General features: G+C 72.6%; 16 protein-coding genes, 1 tRNA gene and 1 pseudogene. 14 read left to right on the top strand and 4 right to left on the bottom strand.

What is annotated here, in order from left to right:
* The first annotated feature begins 607 nt into the window (after positions 1-607).
* The 12 genes and pseudogenes from M878_RS98225 to M878_RS93745 all read left to right on the top strand — a co-directional run.
* The gene (locus M878_RS98225) at positions 608-3,133 is read left to right on the top strand and encodes an ATP-binding protein (RefSeq protein ID WP_023545282.1); all 2,526 of its coding nucleotides are present in this window, start codon (positions 608-610) and stop codon (positions 3,131-3,133) included.
* Positions 3,134-3,219: 86 nt separating this feature from the next.
* Entirely contained in the window at positions 3,220-3,654 is a 435-nt protein-coding gene (locus tag M878_RS56135; protein ID WP_023545281.1) for a roadblock/LC7 domain-containing protein, read from the top strand.
* Positions 3,655-3,656: 2 nt separating this feature from the next.
* On the top strand, positions 3,657-4,028 hold the full coding sequence (locus M878_RS56130; RefSeq protein ID WP_023545280.1) for a DUF742 domain-containing protein: 372 nt from the start codon (positions 3,657-3,659) through the stop codon (positions 4,026-4,028).
* Positions 4,006-4,605: a GTP-binding protein gene (locus tag M878_RS56125; RefSeq protein ID WP_023545279.1), complete on the top strand. Its 600-nt coding sequence runs from the start codon at positions 4,006-4,008 to the stop codon at positions 4,603-4,605. Before M878_RS56130 ends, M878_RS56125 begins: the two co-directional genes overlap by 23 nt.
* Before the next feature lie 61 nt (positions 4,606-4,666).
* The gene (locus M878_RS56120; RefSeq protein WP_023545278.1) at positions 4,667-5,242 is read left to right on the top strand and encodes a GAF domain-containing protein; all 576 of its coding nucleotides are present in this window, start codon (positions 4,667-4,669) and stop codon (positions 5,240-5,242) included.
* 189 nt (positions 5,243-5,431) lie between these two features.
* Positions 5,432-6,460, top strand: coding sequence for an L-threonine 3-dehydrogenase (gene tdh / locus M878_RS56115; protein WP_023545277.1), 1,029 nt, complete (start codon positions 5,432-5,434; stop codon positions 6,458-6,460).
* Between the two features lie 173 nt (positions 6,461-6,633).
* The gene (locus M878_RS56110; RefSeq protein WP_023545276.1) at positions 6,634-7,827 is read left to right on the top strand and encodes a glycine C-acetyltransferase; all 1,194 of its coding nucleotides are present in this window, start codon (positions 6,634-6,636) and stop codon (positions 7,825-7,827) included.
* A 31-nt stretch (positions 7,828-7,858) separates the two neighbouring features.
* Positions 7,859-8,764 (top strand): LysR family transcriptional regulator, encoded by a 906-nt coding sequence (locus M878_RS56105; protein WP_023545275.1) that lies wholly within the window; start codon positions 7,859-7,861, stop codon positions 8,762-8,764.
* A 46-nt stretch (positions 8,765-8,810) separates the two neighbouring features.
* On the top strand, positions 8,811-9,380 hold the full coding sequence (locus M878_RS56100) for a helix-turn-helix domain-containing protein (RefSeq protein ID WP_023545274.1): 570 nt from the start codon (positions 8,811-8,813) through the stop codon (positions 9,378-9,380).
* Between the two features lie 2 nt (positions 9,381-9,382).
* The gene (locus M878_RS56095) at positions 9,383-9,898 is read left to right on the top strand and encodes a GNAT family N-acetyltransferase (RefSeq protein WP_031224267.1); all 516 of its coding nucleotides are present in this window, start codon (positions 9,383-9,385) and stop codon (positions 9,896-9,898) included.
* Positions 9,899-9,928: 30 nt separating this feature from the next.
* Positions 9,929-10,288, top strand: coding sequence for an MmcQ/YjbR family DNA-binding protein (locus M878_RS56090; protein ID WP_023545272.1), 360 nt, complete (start codon positions 9,929-9,931; stop codon positions 10,286-10,288).
* Between the two features lie 39 nt (positions 10,289-10,327).
* Positions 10,328-11,333: pseudogene (locus tag M878_RS93745) on the top strand (MFS transporter); the annotation flags it as partial.
* Here M878_RS93745 and M878_RS56085 read toward each other — a convergent pair.
* Together M878_RS56085 and M878_RS56080 are read right to left on the bottom strand one after the other, a co-directional pair.
* Positions 11,222-12,145 carry a transketolase family protein gene (locus tag M878_RS56085; RefSeq protein WP_023545270.1) on the bottom strand — a complete coding sequence of 308 codons (924 nt, stop codon included), beginning with the start codon at positions 12,143-12,145 and terminating at the stop codon, positions 11,222-11,224. The pseudogene M878_RS93745 and the gene M878_RS56085 sit on opposite strands and share 112 nt — an antisense overlap.
* Before the next feature lie 34 nt (positions 12,146-12,179).
* Positions 12,180-12,887 carry a transketolase gene (locus tag M878_RS56080; protein ID WP_023545269.1) on the bottom strand — a complete coding sequence of 236 codons (708 nt, stop codon included), beginning with the start codon at positions 12,885-12,887 and terminating at the stop codon, positions 12,180-12,182.
* Between the two features lie 125 nt (positions 12,888-13,012).
* Between M878_RS56080 and M878_RS56075 the strand changes: the two genes are divergently transcribed.
* Positions 13,013-13,086 (top strand) — tRNA-Pro (locus M878_RS56075).
* 73 nt (positions 13,087-13,159) lie between these two features.
* Here the strand turns inward: M878_RS56075 and M878_RS56070 are convergent.
* Positions 13,160-13,567, bottom strand: a complete 408-nt coding sequence (locus M878_RS56070) for a hypothetical protein (protein ID WP_023545268.1) — start codon at positions 13,565-13,567, stop codon at positions 13,160-13,162.
* A 157-nt stretch (positions 13,568-13,724) separates the two neighbouring features.
* Between M878_RS56070 and M878_RS56065 the strand changes: the two genes are divergently transcribed.
* Complete coding sequence (locus M878_RS56065; protein WP_023545267.1) at positions 13,725-15,818, top strand: tetratricopeptide repeat protein; 2,094 nt, start codon at positions 13,725-13,727, stop codon at positions 15,816-15,818.
* Here the strand turns inward: M878_RS56065 and M878_RS56060 are convergent.
* Positions 15,806-17,434 (bottom strand): hypothetical protein, encoded by a 1,629-nt coding sequence (locus M878_RS56060; RefSeq protein WP_023545266.1) that lies wholly within the window; start codon positions 17,432-17,434, stop codon positions 15,806-15,808. The genes M878_RS56065 and M878_RS56060 overlap by 13 nt on opposite strands.
* Between the last annotated feature and the right edge of the window lie 50 nt (positions 17,435-17,484).

The following is a 17,484-nucleotide window of genomic DNA, read 5'->3' as shown; positions in this document are numbered from 1 at the left end:
CGGGCCCTGACGGGCTTCCGGGTTTCCGCCTGGGGAGATCCCGCGGGCGAAGATGGAGGTCAGCCGCGCTCCGGTCGCCTGGGGTGTGCATGGCTTGGACGTCCGCCCCGGTGCCGTCACGGGCGCGCTGGTCCAGGGCGCGCTGCCGGAGGCCCAGCCATACACCCTCAAGGTCAGGCCAAGGTCATCACACTCCGTGACACTTGGCTGGCCCGCGTCGTCGGTCGAGGTGTGTGGAGCGGGGAAGGACGGACCTGCAGCTGTCGGAAATCCGGTGAGAAGCGAGCGCTGGGACGGGCGCCGGTCCGTCGCCCGTCGGCGTCGTCTTGTGACCGGTTTTGACCAGGCCGTATCGAACTCTTTCGGCTCGACCGTGCCGTTCCTGGCCGGGTTATCGGTCTGTCGTACGACGGTTCATACCAGAGCGGGACGCTCCTCAGGGGAGTTTGTCAACTGCCCGCCGCACATGATGCGCAAGCAACTACTGTGAGTGTCCGTCGTGCCGCGCGGCCGGTTTCTCCGGTTTCGTCGGCCGACGCCGCGATGACGCATGCCACCTCGCGCACCGCTTGAGAAACAGGCCCGACGGACCAGTACGAGGACGCAGATGTCTCACCTCCGAGCACCGGCCACCCGTGCCGACCGCCGCGAGGGCGGCAGGCACGGGCGACCGGTCGCCCGACCCGCTCCCGCACTGCCCGAACTGCGCATACGGCCCCAGCTCATGCGGCTCGCCGTGCTGCCGCCCCTCGCGGTCGCGCTCAGCGCCACCGCCGCCGTCCTCTTCAGCGTCCGCTCCACCGGCGCCCGCACCGGCCCCATGCTCTGGGCCGTGCTCGCCGGAGCGGTCACCGTGACCGTGGCCGGCATCCTCATCGCCGCCGTGGCCGCCGACCGTGCCGCCCACGCGGTCTCCGACCGCGTCGACGCGCTGCGCAGTATCGCCGCGCGCGGCGAGGCCGACCTGCATGCCCTGGTCGACGCGCTGCGCCAAGGGGAGGCCCCACCGCAGCACACATCGCGCCGCCGGCCGCCCGCGGACGCCGACGACTTCGAGCTGCTCGCCGCCGATCTGGCCCGCGCGCACGACGGCGCCGTCACCGCCGTCGTGCGCGCCGCCCAGCTCTCCAGCCAGGCGGGCAGCGAGCAGAAACTGGAGGTCTTCGTCAACCTCGCGCGTCGGCTTCAGTCGCTCGTGCACCGGGAGATCTCGATCCTCGACGAGCTGGAAAACGAGATCGAGGACCCCGACCTGCTCAAGGGCCTGTTCCACGTGGACCACCTGGCCACCCGCATCCGGCGGCACGCCGAGAACCTCGCCGTGCTCGGCGGCGCCGTCTCGCGGCGGCAGTGGAGCAACCCGGTGAGCATGACCGAGGTGCTGCGCTCCGCCATCGCCGAGGTCGAGCAGTACTCCCGGGTCAAGCTGGTGCCGCCGATCGACGGCGAACTGCGCGGCCACGCCGTCGCCGACGTCATCCATCTGCTCGCCGAACTCATCGAGAACGCCTCGGTGTTCTCCGCCCCGCACACCCAGGTACTGCTCCGCGCCAACCTCGTCACGTCCGGGCTCGCCGTGGAGGTCGAGGACCGAGGGCTCGGCATGCCGGTGGGCGAGCAGAACCGGATGAACGCCCTGCTCGCCGACCCTGACCAGGTCAACGTCGCCAGCCTGCTGGCCGACGGTCGCATCGGCCTCTACGTCGTCTCCCAGCTCGCCCGCCGGCACGGCATCCATGTGCGGCTGCAGTCCAACATCTACGGCGGTGTGCAGGCCGTACTCGTCGTTCCGCAGGCGTTGTTGGGAGCGGCGCCCGGGGTGCCCGGCGCGGCCACGGGGGCCGGGGCGGGCGTACCGCAGCAGCAGGATCCGGCGGACACCGGCGCGTCACCGCAGGCGCGGCACCAGGGCCAGGCCTCTGCCCATGGCCAGGGGTCCGGACTGGGGTACGAGGCGGGGCAGATGGCGCAGATGCGGGGGCCTGCGCCGACTTCCTTCTCCGCCTCCGCCTCCGCCTCCGCCTCCGCCCCCGCGTCCGCGCCGGGAGTGCGGTCCGGTGACGTGAAAGCCGCGCAGGGCGGTACCCGGCCGGGGGCCGGTGCCCCGTCAGCCTCGGAGACCGACGCCGTGTCCGGGGCCGTCGCCGCTTCCGGGAGAGACGCCGGCGCCGATGCCGGGCAGGCTTCGGCGACCGGTCGCCGACGGCACGCCCAGCGTGGGAGCGGGCGGCATGGTGCCGAGGGCGGGAGCGGGCGGCCCGGTGTTGAGAGCGGTGGCCGGCAGCGTGACGCGGAGAGCGGTGACAACGGGCGCGGCGCGGATGCCCTGGCGCCCCTTCCCGTGCGGGGCGCACGGCAGGAACGGCCCACCCCCGCCGAGGCCTTGCCCGGCATCAGTGCCGAGGACAGGGCGGCGGTCGAGGCGCACGCGGGCGTCCTGCCCACGCCACGTGCCGGCACCGTGCGCGGCACCACGGGCAAGCCTCAACTGCCGCGGCGCCGCGCCCAGCAGCACATCGTCCCCCAGCTGCGCGGCGGCCCCGCACCCCGTCAGGACGACGACACGGTCCCGGGCCATGACCCCGGGCTGGTGGCGGCCTTCCAGCGTGGGTTCGGACTCGCCGAGGCGCAGCAGCACCTGGAGAGCCAGGAGCCCGGCGCCCTGGACTCCGGGCCCCTGGGCTCCGGCTACCCGCACTCCAGCTCCCCGGAGTCCAGCCATCTGCACTCCAGCCACCTGGGCTCCAGTCTCCTTGATCCCAGCCCCATGGACTCCGCGCACATGGGCTCGGGCCACACGGATTCAACCCACACAGGCTCAACCCACACAGGCTCAACCCACACGAACGCGGCCCACCTGGCGTCCGCACACATGGATGCCACGCACCTGGATGCCGCCCACATGACGGTTCATCACCTTCGCCCTGTCGCATCGGAGTTCACCGACCCACTCCAACTGCAGCCGGACCACATGGGCGCTGGCCACACAGGCTCAGCCCATACGACAACCGCAGACCACCTGGGCTCGGACCACACGGACCCGCCCTCCATATCGAAGGGGCGCGCCCACGCGCCCGCATCCGACGGTGCCCGTGGCACCGGCCGGCCCGACGGGAGCGCCCCGGCCGGCTGACCGCCCGCACCGTGTCCACCCCCACCACCGACCACTCACCCCCAACCCCCCGCGCTCCCGCAGATACCCCAAGGAGTCGATCCACCATGGCGAGCGATGCGCCGACGGCCCACGCATCCGACCTCGACTGGCTGCTGAGCGGCCTCGTGCAGCGCGTACCACACACCAGCAGCGCGGTGCTGCTGTCCTGCGACGGGCTGGTCAAGTCCGTACACGGCCTCGACGTCGACAGTGCCGACCACATGGCGGCCCTGGCCTCCGGCCTGTACTCCCTCGGCCGCAGCGCGGGCGTGCGGTTCGGTGACGGCGGGGACGTCCGCCAGGTCGTCGTCGAGCTCGACTCGACCCTGCTGTTCGTCACCACCGCAGGCTCCGGCACCTGTCTCGCCGTGCTGGCGGGGCGTGAGGCCGACGCAGCAGTCCTGGGCTACGAGATGGCGATGCTCGTCAAGAGCGTCCGCCCCTATCTGGTGACCGCGCCCCGGCAGCACGCCGTCGAACCCACGGCGACGAGGCCTTGAGCGTGACCGCAGCCGGCGACGGGCCCTGGCTGGACGACGCGGCCGGACGGCTGGTGCGCCCGTTCACAGTCAGCAACGGACGCACCAAGCCCAGCATCGCCCTGGACCTGATGTCGCAGGTGATGGCCACCGGCGTCACCCCGCTCGGCTACCTCGGCCCCGAGCACGCGCAGGCGCTCGACCTGTGCCGGGCGCCCGTCTCGGTCGCCGAGGCCGCCGCGCATCTGAAACTGCCCGCGGTGGTCACCAAGGTGCTGCTCTCGGACCTCGTCGACTGCGGGGCGCTGACCACCAAGCCCCCCGTCTTCCACCACACACCCACTGACCGGTCTCTGCTGGAGGCAGTGCTCGATGGACTACGACGACAGCTCTGACCCGTTCCCCACCGCGCTGAAGATCCTGGTGGCGGGCGGATTCGGGGTCGGCAAGACGACCTTCGTGGGCGCGGTCAGCGAGATCGCGCCGCTCAGTACGGAGGAGCTGCTCACGACGGTCAGCGTCGGCACGGACAGTCTCGACGGCGTCGAGAACAAGATGGAGACGACGGTCGCCATGGACTTCGGCCGGATCACCCTCGATCCGGACCATGTGCTGTATCTGTTCGGCACACCGGGGCAGGAGCGGTTCTGGTTCATGTGGGACGAGCTGTCCGAGGGCGCGCTAGGCGCGGTGATCCTCGCCGACACCCGTCGGCTGCAGGACTGTTTCGCCGCCGTGGACTTCTTCGAGGAGCGCGGACTCGGCTTCATCATCGCCGTCAACGAGTTCGACGGCTCCTACCGCTACGACCCCGACGAGGTACGCGCCGCCATCGACCTCGACCCCGAGGTCCCCGTCGTCCGCTGCGACGCCCGGATCTCCAGCTCCGGCGTGCAGACCCTGCTCACCCTCGTACGCCACCTCCTCGCCCACGCCCCGGCGCCCGCGCCAAGCCATGGCGCCCACATGTGATCCCGCCCTACCTCCCACGGAGCCGCCCTATGAGGTACGCCCACATCGCTGGAGCCCGGCCATGACGTACGAGCCGCCCCGACCGGTCCGGGGTCTGCTGCTCACCCCCGAGGACAAGGAGGCACCCGCCCGGGTCCACCGGTTGCGGCTGCTCGGCCTGGTGGACCGTCCCGACCCCGCGCTGGACGTCTTCGCCGACCATCTCGCCCGGTTCACCGGCGCGCCCTACGCGATGGTCAACTTCATCGGTGAGGACCATCAGTTCTTCGCGGGCCTGCGTGTCCCCGCCGCCGCGCCGGTCGTGCGGGAGGACGGCTGCCGACCGGAGTTCGGCCGTGTCCTGCCGCGCGACCATGGGTTCTGCCCCCATGTGGTGGTCCGCCGTAAGGCATTGGTGCTTGAGGACGTGCGCGACTATCCGCGGTTCGCCGGGAACCCGGTCGTGGACGAGTACGGCATCCACTCCTATCTCGGCGCCCCGCTCATCGACAGCTCCGGCATGGCGCTCGGCACTGTGTGCGCGGTCGACACCGCGCCCCGGGCCTGGGGCAGGTCCGGTCTGGAGACCATCAAGGCGCTGGCCGCCGATCTCGTCGTACGCCTCGAACGAAGCGCCGAGGACGGCCTTCCCTTGTGACGGACGACGGCATGGCGCCCCGCGGGAGACCAGGGGCGTGAAGGAAACCTGAGGCGGCGGTTAAGAAAAGCTCGATGGACCCGCGGCCCGCGCATACGGCAGATTGCAGGGTGATTCCACCCCTCTGACCCGGTGCGGGCTTCTTACGTCTGCCCGCGGGCCGGGACCTCACCCACAGGAGCCTTAAGCGTGAAGGCGCTGCTCAAGGAGAAGGCGGAGCCGGGGCTCTGGCTGACGGACGTCCCGGAGCCCGAGATCGGCCCCGGTGACGTACTGATCAAGGTCATGCGGACCGGTATCTGCGGCACCGACCTGCACATCCGGGCCTGGGACGGCTGGGCGCAGCAGGCGATCCGCACCCCGCTCGTGCTCGGGCACGAGTTCGTCGGGCAGGTCGTCGAGGCCGGCCGGGACGTGACCGACATCCGCATCGGCGACCGGGTCAGCGGCGAGGGCCATCTGGTGTGCGGCAAGTGCCGCAACTGCCTGGCCGGCCGCCGCCATCTGTGCCGGGCCACCGTAGGCCTCGGCGTCGGCCGTGACGGGGCGTTCGCCGAGTACGTCGCCCTGCCCGCGACCAACGTCTGGGTGCACCGCGTCCCCGTCGACCTCGACGTCGCCGCGATCTTCGACCCGTTCGGCAACGCCGTGCACACCGCGCTGTCCTTCCCACTGGTCGGCGAGGACGTCCTGATCACCGGCGCCGGCCCGATCGGCCTGATGGCCGCCGCCGTGGCCCGGCATGCCGGCGCCCGCAACGTCGTCGTCACCGACGTCAGCGAGGAGCGCCTGGAGCTGGCCCGCAAGATCGGTGTGAGTCTCGCCCTGAACGTCGCGCAGTCCACGATCGCCGACGGCCAGCGCGAGCTGGGCCTGCGCGAGGGCTTTGACATCGGCCTGGAGATGTCCGGCCGGCCCGAGGCCATGCGGGACATGATCGCCAACATGACGCACGGCGGCCGCATCGCCATGCTCGGCCTGCCCGCCGAGGAGTTCCCGGTCGACTGGGCCCGGATCGTCACCTCGATGATCACCATCAAGGGCATCTACGGCCGCGAGATGTTCGAGACCTGGTACGCGATGTCGGTCCTGCTGGAGGGCGGCCTGGACCTCGCCCCCGTGATCACCGGCCGGTACGGCTACCGCGACTTCGAAGCCGCGTTCGCCGACGCAGCGAGCGGCAAGGGCGGCAAGGTCATCCTCGACTGGACTGCTTGATAGCTCGGTTCGCCTCCGGGGCGCTTTCAGCCGGTGTCGAGAGCCGACCGTGATCAGCCCTCCGGGCCTCCGCGCCCCCCGCTCGAACACGCTCGCGCGGGGGACCCCATGACCTCCCGACACCGGCGCGCCCCTTCGGCTCACTCGCCCTCCCGCACTCAATGGAGTACCTCATGTTCAACTCTGTCCGCGACGACCTGCGCGTCACCCTCGACGAGATCCGCGCCGCCGGACTGCACAAGCCCGAGCGGGTCATCGGCACCCCGCAGTCCGCGACCGTCGACGTCACCGCCGGCGGCCGTCCCGGCGCGGTCCTCAACTTCTGCGCCAACAACTACCTGGGCCTGGCCGACCACCCCGAGGTGATCGCCGCAGCCCACGAGGCCCTGGACCGCTGGGGCTACGGCATGGCCTCCGTCCGCTTCATCTGCGGCACCCAGGAGGTGCACAAGGAGCTGGAGGCCCGGCTGTCGTCCTTCCTCGGCCAGGAGGACACGATCCTGTACTCCTCCTGCTTCGACGCCAACGGCGGCGTCTTCGAGACCCTCCTCGGGGAGGAGGACGCGGTGATTTCCGACGCCCTCAACCACGCCTCCATCATCGACGGCATCCGCCTGTCCAAGGCGCGCCGCTACCGCTACGCCAACCGCGACCTCGCCGACCTGGAGGCGAAGCTCAAGGAGGCGTCCGGCGCCCGGCGCCGCCTGGTCGTCACGGACGGCGTCTTCTCCATGGACGGCTATGTGGCGCCCCTGCGCGAGATCTGCGACCTCGCCGACCGCTACGACGCGATGGTCATGGTCGACGACTCGCACGCCGTCGGCTTCGTCGGCCCGACCGGCCGCGGCACCCCCGAGCTGCACGGCGTCATGGACCGCGTCGACATCGTCACGGGCACCCTCGGCAAGGCCCTCGGCGGCGCCTCCGGCGGTTATGTCGCCGCCCGGGCCGAGATCGTCGCCCTGCTGCGTCAGCGCTCCCGGCCGTACCTGTTCTCCAACACCCTCGCCCCGGTGATCGCCGCCGCCTCGCTGAAGGTCCTCGACCTGCTGGAGTCGGCCGACGACCTGCGCGTCCGGCTGAACGAGAACACCGCGCTCTTCCGCCGCCGGATGGCCGACGAGGGCTTCGACATCCTCCCCGGCGACCATGCCATCGCCCCCGTGATGATCGGCGACGCGGCCGAGGCGGGCCGCATGGCCGAGCTGCTGCTGGAGCGAGGCGTGTACGTGATCGGCTTCTCCTACCCGGTCGTCCCGCAGGGCCAGGCCCGCATCCGCGTCCAGCTGTCCGCCGCGCACTCCACCGAGGACGTCAACCGGGCGGTCGACGCGTTCGTCGCGGCCCGCGCCGAGCTGGTGGCCTGACCAGCGCGGACGTCTTGCGATAATTGACCGCATGATCGAGGCACGGCGGCTCCACATCCTCCGTGCGGTGGCCGACCACCGCACGGTCACCGCGGCGGCCGCCGCGCTCTATCTCACCCCCTCCGCGGTCTCCCAGCAGCTGGCGGCCCTGGAGCAGGAGACCGGCCACCGGCTGGTCGAGCGCAGCGCCAAGGGCGTACGGCTCACCCCGGCGGGCGAGATCCTGCTCAGCCACACCAACGCGGTCCTCGCCCAGCTGGAGCGGGCCGAGGCGGAGCTGGCGGCCTACGGCTCGGGCGAGGCGGGCACGGTCACCGTGGCGGCCTTCGCCACCGGCATCGCCCAGGTCGTGGCCCCGGCCGTGGCCCGGCTCGCGGACACCGCGCCCGGCATCCGCATCCGCGTCCAGGACGCCGAGGGCGACGCGAGCCTGCCCATGGTGCTGGACCGGCAGGTCGATGTGGCGGTCGCCGTGGAGTACCGTGGTGCCCCGCCCGCCGACGACCCCCGGCTCGCCCATGTCCCGCTGTACGCAGAGCCGTTCGACGCCGTCGTACCCGTCGGCCACCGCCTCGCCGACACCGCCGAGGTCCCCCTCGCCGAGCTGGCCAAGGACCCCTGGATCGGCCCGTACCCCGGCAACCCCTGCCACGACGTGGTCGTCCTCGCCTGCGAGAGCGCAGGCTTCCAGCCCCGCCTGGAGCACTCCTCCGACGACTTCCGCGCCGTCGTGGCCCTCGCCTCGGCGGGCGCGGGTGTGGCCCTCGTACCCCGCTCGGCCCTGAACGGTATGGACCTGACCCATGTGGTCGTCCGCCCTGTCGACGGTGTGGCCCCGACTCGCCGCGTCTTTGCCGCCGTACGACGCGGAGCCGAGGGGCATCCGCTGATCCGCCCGGTGCTGGAGGCATTGGGGAGGGCGGCGCAGCAGGCGTGAGGCTTCCGTAACCCGCCTGTCTCATATCCGGGATAACGTCCCCGATATGAGAAGCCCAGAGGATTCCCTCGACGCCCTGATCGGCGCCCGGCTGACCCAACTGCGCACCCAACACGGCTTGTCTCTGGGAGAGCTGGCCGAGCGCAGCGGGGTGAGCCGGTCGACCCTCTCGCGCGCCGAACGCGCGGAGATCAGCCCCACCGCCGCCTTGCTGAACCGGCTCTGCCATGTCTACGGCCGCACCATGTCCCAGCTGCTCAGCGAGGTCGAAGCCGCACCCGCGCCGCTGGTCCGGGCCGCCGACCAGCAGATCTGGGAGGACCGCGGGTCCGGCTTCGTCCGGCGGTCCGTCTCCCCGCCGCACACCGGACTCCGTGGCGAACTGGTCGAGGGCCGGCTCGCGCCGGGCGCCGACATCGCCTACGACCGCCCGCCCGTGACCGGCCTGGAACAGCATCTGTGGGTGCTCGACGGCGCCCTGGAGGTGACCGACGGGGAACAGGTCCACCACCTGGACCCGGGCGACTGTCTGCGGATGCGGGTCTTCGGCCCGACCCGGTTCCGCTGCGCCGGACCCGTGGAGGCGCGGTATGTGCTGGCGGTGGTGCGACCGTGAGGGTGGAACGCTGGACCGCCGCGCACGTACGGCAGCGGGTCGGGGAGTTGGCGGAGTTGCTGGCCGACACCGTGGCCGGTGGCGCCTCGGTCGGCTTCCTCGCACCGCTCGCCCACGAGGAGGCGGCCGCCTGGTGGCAGGAGCGGGCGGAGGCCACGGCGGCGGGGCGGCTCGACGTATGGGCGGCCCTCGACGACGCCGACCGGCCGGCCGGCACCGTGAGCCTGGCCTACCCTGACAAGCCGAACAGCCGCCACCGGGCGGAACTGGTCAAGCTGATGGTCCACCGCTCTGCGCGCGGGCAGGGACTCGGCCGCCGCCTCCTCACCACCGCCGAGGACGCGGCCGCTGCCGCCGGCATCACCCTGCTCCACCTCGACACCGAGACCGGCAGTCCTGCCGAGCAGCTCTACCGCTCGGCCGGCTGGACCGAGGCAGGCACCATCCCCGACTACGCGGCTTCTCCCGCGGGCGGGCTGCGGCCGACGACGCTGTATTTCAAGCGGCTGTCAGGGTGACTGTCAGTGGCAGGGGCTACGGTGCGTTGCATGCCGGATGCTGAAGACGTACGCCGTATCGCCCTGTCCCTGCCGGACACCACGGAGAAGATCGCCTGGAGCATGCCCACGTTCCGGGTGGCCGGGAAGATGTTCGCGACGCTGCCCGAGGACGAGACGTCCATCGCCGTGCGCTGCCCGAAGGAGGAGCGCGACGAACTGGTGACGGCCGAGCCGGGGAAGTTCTGGATCGCCGGTCACGAGGCCCAGTTCGCGTGGGTGAGAGCGAGACTCGCCGCGCTGGAGGACGAGGACGAGCTGCGCGACATCCTCGCCGACTCCTGGCGTCAGGCCGCCCCGCCCCGACTCCTCGACGCCCACCCCGAGTTGGGGCTGCCGCCCGGGGAGTGAAACCCCCCATGCGCGCGAGCAGGGCGTGGCATGATCCCGCCGGGCGTGGCCAGTACGGTGCCCCGGCCGGCCGCCGGCATCCAGGGCGCGAACGGCGCGATACGCATCGCCGAGTCCGCCGCCCAGCTCGCCGGACCGGCCGTCGCCGGCCTCCTGGTCGGCCTCGCCTCTCCCGGTGGGGTGTTCGCCGCGCACGCCGCCACCTACGCGACGAGCGCCCTGTGCCTGCTGCTCCGGCTGCCGCCGCTCCCCGCGGGCGCCCGGGCCGTCACCGGTCGCGGGATCCGTGCCTTCCGGGCCGAACTGGTCCAGGGCTGGCGGGAGTTCCGATCCCGTACCTGGCTGTGGGGCGTGATCGCCGTCTGGTGCCTGTGCATGATCGCTGTCCGGGGGCCGGGAGTCCCGCTCGTCGCCGCCGAAGTCGTCCAGCGGCATGGCCCGCGCGCCTGCGGCCTGGTCAACTCCGCCCTCCGCCCTCGGCGCGGGCACGGTCGTAGGCGGTGTGCTCGCTCTCCGGCTGCGTCCGCGCCGTATGCTCCGCGCGGGCGCACTCGCCCTGTTCGCCTTCTTCGGCTTCCCCGCGCCCGCCGGCGCGGGGCTGGGCGTGCCTGCGATGGCGGCCGGAGCGGCAGTGGCCGGCGCCGGGATGGCCTTCTGGGGCGTGATGTGGGCGACCAGTGTGCAGACCCAGGTCCCGGCCGACGTCCTCAACCGCGTCCACGCCTACGACGTCGCGGGCTCCCTCGCCATGATGCCGGTGGGCCAGGCACTCGCGGGCCCGGCGTCCGACACACTCGGCGCCGGCCACGTCCTGCTGATCTCCGCCGCGACCAGCCTGGTGGTCGCCACGACCCTGCTCACGGTCCCGGCGATACGCAACCTGCCCAGAGCCGACCCGAACGCCCCCGTGCGCGCACTGACACCCCGCCTCGCTCACGCCCCGACGGCCACCCGCCCCACCGCCCCCACGAACCGCCCGATCCGGTCCCGCAGGCTCCGTGCGTCCAGCCCGTGTGCGGCCACATGCTCCTCGATCGTGCCGTAGCGGCGCAGTTCCCGGCGCCCCACGCCCAGGCCCAGCACCCGGTGCGGTACGTCGCACAGGGCGTCGCTCACCGCGGCCGTCGAGGTGCCCGCGAGGTACGGCTCGACCAGTACCACATCGGTGCCCGCCGCTTCCGTGGCCCGGCGCAGGCCCGCCGTGTCGAAGGGCCGTACGGTCGTCGCGTACAGCACGGTCACGTCCAGGCCCTCCGTGGCGGCGAGGACCGCGTCCAGCACCGGGCCCACGGCGACGACGACACCACGGCGACCCTCGCGGACCGCCACGAAGTGCTCGCCGTCGATCACCCGCCCCTGCCGGTTGGCCTGCGCGGACAGCCGTACGTACACCTTGTCGTCGCCCGCGGCGACCGCGTGACGCAGCAGGGTCTCGGCCTCGTCCGGATGCCCCGGCACCTGCACGGTCCAGCCGTCCAGCGTGTCGAGGAGCGCCACATCGCCCGGAGCCATATGCGTGAAGCCGCCGGCCGGCCAGTCGAAGGAGGCGGCCGCGCTGACCAGCACCGCTCCGGCGTCCTGGTGCCCGAGATCCAGCTTGACCTGCTCGAACGGCCGCTCCACGAGAAAGCTGGCGAAGGTGTGCACGACGGGCCGCAGCCCGGTGAGTGCCAGCCCGCTCGCCGCCCCGATCAGCAGCTGCTCCCGGATGCCGACATTGACGACCCGGTCGGGATGCCGGGCCATGGCCTCGCGGAAGGCGTCCTTGCCGATCTCGGCGAGGACCACGGCGACGCGCGGATCCTCGTCCAGCAGCCGGGAGACGACGGGAGCGAAACGGTCACGCATGGTTTCCATGAAAGGGAGCCCTTTCCAGAGTGTGAGGGGAGAGTCAGGCGTTCTTCGGCTCGACCCGGGCCACGACCACGTGCGGCCGCCCGGGATGCGGTGCGGTGAACGCGGCGTACAGGGCCTCGTGATCGCGCCCGTCGACGGTCACCGCCGACCACCCCGCCGCCTCGAACCGGGCGGCGATCCCGCCGGGCCGCGCATGGCTGGCGGAGGAGTTGTCGACCACGATCGTGTGCAGCCGCTCCAGACCGGCGGGCCCGGCGAAGGCGATCGCCTCGTGGTTGCTGCCCTCGTCCAGCTCGGCGTCCCCGATCAGCACCCAGACCGCCGGGTCGTGCAGCCCCTGCGCGCGCAGCCCGAGCGCGCTGCCCACCGCGATCGGCAGCCCGTGCCCCAGCGACCCGCTGCCGATCTCGGCCCCCGGCACCAGCACCCGGTCCGGGTGATGCCCGAGCGGGGAGTCGTACGCCCCGAACCCGGGCAGCCAGCCGGCCGGCACGAACCCCTTCGCGGCCAGCACCGCGTAGTACGCCATCGGCCCGTGCCCCTTGCTCAGCAGGAACCGGTCCCGGGCCGGATCCGCCCGCCCCTCCGGAGCGACCCGCAGCACCCGGTCGTAGAGCACCCACAACACGTCCAGGGTGGAGGTGGCCGCCGGTCCGTGCTTCTCGTCGCCGGTCATGAGACTCATCAGCCCGGGCAGGTCGTCGTAGCCGTATGTCCGGCTGTCGTGCGCTGTGATCGTCATGTCGTCGATCGTGCAACCTCAACCAAGCTCGAGGTCAACCGGGAAAGTGAGGCGCGACCACCGAGCGGAGTGCGGTATTGTTTCCTTGCGCGTTTCGACCGGGGAAACCCCAGGTCAAACGGCACCGGGACGTGGCGCAGCTTGGTAGCGCACTTGACTGGGGGTCAAGGGGTCGCAGGTTCAAATCCTGTCGTCCCGACTTGCGTGGACGCAGGTCAGGGGCCGTGTCAGAAGAGTCTGATACGGCCTCTTCCGTATGTTCGGCCCAGATCTCACTTCTGGCCGAAATGGAACGTCATGTGGGAGAAGTCCCGGCCCTGAATCACCGGACCGTTCTGCGTCCCGTTGACGGTGTTGTTCACGTTTCCGGCCGCGGTGGCCTGCGCGGCGCCCCGCCACCACTGCTCCAGCAGCGTCCCGAACTCGGCGTCGAGGGCCGCGCGCACGCCGAGCGCGGTGGCCAGGGCCTGGGCGTGCGCGGTGTTGTCCGGGTCGTCCCGCAGCGCGGCCAGCTCCAGCTCGCCCGAGCTGATCCCGCCGGTCTCGCCGGACTCCTCGCCCGCCGCACGGCGGAAGGGGCGGCGCACCAGCGCGGCCAGTCCCTGCCAGGCGTTCCGCCCGGCTTCGCCGCCGAGGCTGCCGGCCAACGAGGTGAGCGCCGCCGCGGTGATCGGGTCCATCGAGGTACTCCCTGCTCGGTGTGTGCTGCACACGATACGGCGCCAAGTGCCCCGCCCGTGTGCCTGAGGGAATGTGTCGACTTCAGTCACCGTCGCCGCTGGCCCGGCAGCCGCCTGGCGCTCCGTCAGGAGGGCTGCACAACCGTAGGGTTGGCGCATGGGCGAGGAGACGCGCAACACGATGGACGGGCAGGCCGACGCGGTGGTCCAGGCCGGACGCATCGGCGAGCTGCACCAGTACTGGCACGGTACGGCGCCCGGGGCGCACCCAGCCCCCTTCCAACTGCCGCCCGAGCTGGTGACGTTCGAGAACCGCGTGAAGGAACAGGAGCGCATCACCGGGGCCGTCGAGGGACATACCGGCCAAGCCGGGCCGCTGGTCGTGGCGTTGACCGGAGTCGGCGGGGTCGGCAAGACCGCGCTGGGCTTCCACATGGCGCGCCGGCTCACCGACCGCTACCCGGACGGCGTGCTCTACGTCGACCTGGACGATCTGCGCCGCGACGGCTCGGTGGAGGTGGCGGACGCGCTGGGTGAGCTGCTGAGCGGTCTGGACGTCTCCGCCGAGTGGTGGCAGCGGTCGTTCGCGGGCCGCTCGAAGCAGTACTGGAACCGCACCCGGGACAAACGGCTCATCGTGGTCGTCGACAACGCCCGGTACGGCAGCGAGGTCGTACCGCTGCTGCCGTCCTCGCCGCACAGCCTCGTGATCGTCACGAGCCATGGCGTGCTGTACGACCTCGACGTCACCTCGGCCGTCGAGGTGGCCGTCGATCCGCTGTCGGCGGACGACGCGGTGCGGCTGCTCGGGAAGATCGTCGACGATCCGCGGTTCCGGGCCGAGCCGGAGACCGTGGCCGAACTCGCCCAGGGCTGCGGCGGACTTCCCGCCGCGCTCCAGGTGGCCGGCCACTGGGTCCGCCGCTACCGCAGGCGCGGCTTGTCCCGACTGGTCGCCGATCTGACCACGGAGCTGCACGAGAAGGGCATTCCCATGGTGGAGGCGGTGTGGGACGCGGCGTACGGCGGGCTCGGCGTACAGGCCGCGCGCTTGTACTGTCTGCTGCCCCAGCATCCGGCTCCCGTCGTCACGGCACCGGCCGCTGCCGTACTGCTCGGCGACGGGCCGCAGCGGGCGGCGGACGCGCTGGAGGAACTGGAGTCGGCGGGACTGCTGGAGGAACGCCCCGAGGGATACCGGATGCATGCCCTCCTGCGCGGCCACGCAGAGCGCCGGGCGCGGGAGGCCGACCCGGAGGGGGCACAGCGCGCCGCGGCACGGCGCCGGCTGATCGGCTGGTACCGACGGCAGGCGGCCCGTGCGGACCTGCTGGCCGCCGGGCCCCGGATGACCTTCGCCGGCCTGCCCGGCGGTACCGGTCCGGCAGCCGACGACATCGCGTTCGCGGGCGAGGCGGACGCGCTCGGCTGGCTCCGGTCCGAGCGGCTCGCGCTCTACGGCGCTGTCCGCCTGGCCCATGAGGACGGCCTCGACTCGGACGCCTGGGCGCTGTGCGAACCGCTGTGGACGCACTTCCTCGACCACCCCCACTACGCGGACATCACCGACGCCTTCCGCACCGGTGTCGCGGCGGCCGACCGCAGGGAACACCTGCCGGCGATGATCCGTATGCGCTGCCAACTGGCCAGGCCGCTCTGGGAACAGGAGAGGTACGACGAGGCCGACGAACTGCTACGGCAGGCGCTGCACGCCGCCGTATCCCTGGGGGACTCCGACGGCGAACGCAAGCTGAAGGCGTCGACGGTGGAGTTCCGGGGGCTGCTGAAGTCGGCGCGGGGCGACCTGGCGGGCGCGGCGGCCGACTTCGAGACGTCACGCGCCGCCCACGCGGAGATCCCCAATCCTTACGGCGTGCTGCTCCAGACCTACCTGCTCGGCCGTACCGTGCTGAGCATGGGCGACGCCGAGCGCGCCGTCCGGCTGCTGACCGAGGCGCACCGGGCGGCCCGGGAGCAGCAGCGGGAACGCCTGACCGCGCGCACGGGCTTCGCCCTGGGCCGCGCCCTGCGCCGTACCGGCCGTACGGCACAGGCGGAGGAACACGTCCGCGCGGCCCTGCGCAGTGCCCGCGAGCGCGGCTCCGGCACCGACGAGGCACGGATCCTGAAGGAACTGGCGCTGCTCGTCGAGGAACGGGGCGATGCCGCCGAGGCCGAGCGGTACCGCACGGCGGCGCGGCAGCTGGCGTCGGAGGCCGGTGCGCTGCCGGACGGCCCTCACAGCTCGTAGTCGAGGTCGGCCGGTGCCGCGTCCTCCAGCCGCACCCGGATCGCCATCGGGCCGACGTCGCACAGCAGGGACACCGGCGCCACCGGCTGTTCGCCGGCGCCCAGCCAGGCATGGACGGCCGAGACGACGGCGGCTGGATCGGCACGCAGGACTTTCCCACCGGAACGGACCGGTTCGACGCGGACCGTGAACGTCCCGGCGGTGCGGTGCCGGACGAGGCAGCGCTCCGCGCCGAGGATCGCGGCGGCGGTACGGCAGCCAGGAGCGTCGTCCAGGACCCGGGCGGTCCAGCCCCCGGCGGTCCATGTGCTGCTGGGCGGCATGACGGCGCCGCCGCCCGAGGCCCGGCGCCACAGCACGGCGGCACTCTGCGTCTGACGCGGCCCGGCCTCGGGATGCTCGGCCGCCAGGTGGTGTACGGCCTCGGTGGTGCCCGGGGCGAGTCGCTCGACGCGGATCCGGTGCCCCGACACCTCGGCCCGCACGGCGAAGGCGGCGGGCCGGCGAGGAGTGCTCGTGGGGCGGCGGAGCGGGGACGCGGCGACCGGGACGGCGCGGGGCGCGAGGCCGAGGAGCCGGTACAGCGCGTCGCGCAACCTGCCCAGTGACTCGCCCTGCCGGGCGAACGCGGCGTCGGCGAGCGCGGCCGTGTCCACGGACGCGGCGGCTGTCAGGGCGTGCTCCAGCCCGGCGGGCGCGGACAGCGCGGGTACCCGGTCCAGTAGCCGGGCCATCGCGCTGTCCGGGATCAGCTCAGTCCCTCCGTCGTAGGCGCCGATGACGGGGCGGCCCAGGGCGGCGGCGTACAGGGCGGTGGATCCGTGGTCGGTGACGACGGCGTCCGCCGCGACCAGCACGGCGGCCCACTCCTCGTACGGGCCGGCCAGGACCAGACCGGCGGACAGGGCGGGCGCCAGCTGCCGGGACAGATCGCAGGAGCCGACCCGGCTGAACTCGTTCGGGTGGAGGACCAGGGCGAACTGATAAGTGTCGTAAGGGAGTTGACTTATCAGCTCGGCGGGCAGCCCGGGTCGGCGGGCGAGGAGGGACTCCGGCCCCCAGGTGGCGGTCAGGACGATCAGCCGGCGCCCGCCGGTGCCGAGGGCCCGCCGGTACTGCTCCCGATGGCCGGCGGAAGCGAGGAGCCGGTCCAGGGTGGGGTCCCCCACCACGGCCGCTCGGGCGGCGGCCGCGGGGCAGTGCCGGGAGAGGCCGGCGAGTTGGGCGTCGTGGGCCAGGGCGTGCAGATCGGCCCAGGGCTCGCCGTCCGCGAGCAGATAGTGGGGATCGAGCCCGGAGGGCAGACGTGGCGAACCCTCGCCGGGGATCGTCTTGTTGAAGCCCGCGCCGTGCGGCAGCAGAACCCGGCGGCCGGAGAGGACCCGCAACGGCCCCTTGGGACTCGCGCCGAGAATCAGGTCGTGCTTGGCGTCACAGGCCTCGTCCCAGGCGACCGTGCGGGCCCCGGAACGCTCCAGGGCCGCCAGGGCGTCCACGTCGAAGTCCGAGCCGGGCACCAGGGTGAAGCGGACGCCGATCCGCTCGTCCCCCTCGAAGACGGGCAGCACATCGAGAATCCGGTGCAGCGCACCGGCCGACCGCACGGCCACGAGCACCGCGCGCTGCTCGCTGCTCGCTGCTCGCTGCTCGCTGCTCGCTGCTCGCT

Origin of the sequence: Streptomyces roseochromogenus subsp. oscitans DS 12.976 (assembly GCF_000497445.1) — a bacterium.
In the GTDB taxonomy this organism is placed as follows: domain Bacteria; phylum Actinomycetota; class Actinomycetes; order Streptomycetales; family Streptomycetaceae; genus Streptomyces; species Streptomyces oscitans.
This window is presented reverse-complemented; position numbering and strand designations above follow the sequence as displayed.

Bases quoted from the DNA above. Each gene is read 5' to 3' on its own strand.
- M878_RS98225 (WP_023545282.1), top strand. From the start codon at position 608: ATGTCTCACCTCCGAGCACCGGCCACCCGTGCCGACCGCCGCGAGGGC.
- M878_RS56135 (WP_023545281.1), top strand. From the start codon at position 3,220: ATGGCGAGCGATGCGCCGACGGCCCACGCATCCGACCTCGACTGGCTG.
- M878_RS56125 (WP_023545279.1), top strand. From the start codon at position 4,006: ATGGACTACGACGACAGCTCTGACCCGTTCCCCACCGCGCTGAAGATC.
- M878_RS56120 (WP_023545278.1), top strand. From the start codon at position 4,667: ATGACGTACGAGCCGCCCCGACCGGTCCGGGGTCTGCTGCTCACCCCC.
- M878_RS56110 (WP_023545276.1), top strand. From the start codon at position 6,634: ATGTTCAACTCTGTCCGCGACGACCTGCGCGTCACCCTCGACGAGATC.
- M878_RS56105 (WP_023545275.1), top strand. From the start codon at position 7,859: ATGATCGAGGCACGGCGGCTCCACATCCTCCGTGCGGTGGCCGACCAC.
- M878_RS56100 (WP_023545274.1), top strand. From the start codon at position 8,811: ATGAGAAGCCCAGAGGATTCCCTCGACGCCCTGATCGGCGCCCGGCTG.
- M878_RS56090 (WP_023545272.1), top strand. From the start codon at position 9,929: ATGCCGGATGCTGAAGACGTACGCCGTATCGCCCTGTCCCTGCCGGAC.
- M878_RS56085 (WP_023545270.1), bottom strand. From the start codon at position 12,145: ATGGAAACCATGCGTGACCGTTTCGCTCCCGTCGTCTCCCGGCTGCTG.
- M878_RS56080 (WP_023545269.1), bottom strand. From the start codon at position 12,887: ATGACGATCACAGCGCACGACAGCCGGACATACGGCTACGACGACCTG.
- M878_RS56070 (WP_023545268.1), bottom strand. From the start codon at position 13,567: ATGGACCCGATCACCGCGGCGGCGCTCACCTCGTTGGCCGGCAGCCTC.
- M878_RS56065 (WP_023545267.1), top strand. From the start codon at position 13,725: ATGGGCGAGGAGACGCGCAACACGATGGACGGGCAGGCCGACGCGGTG.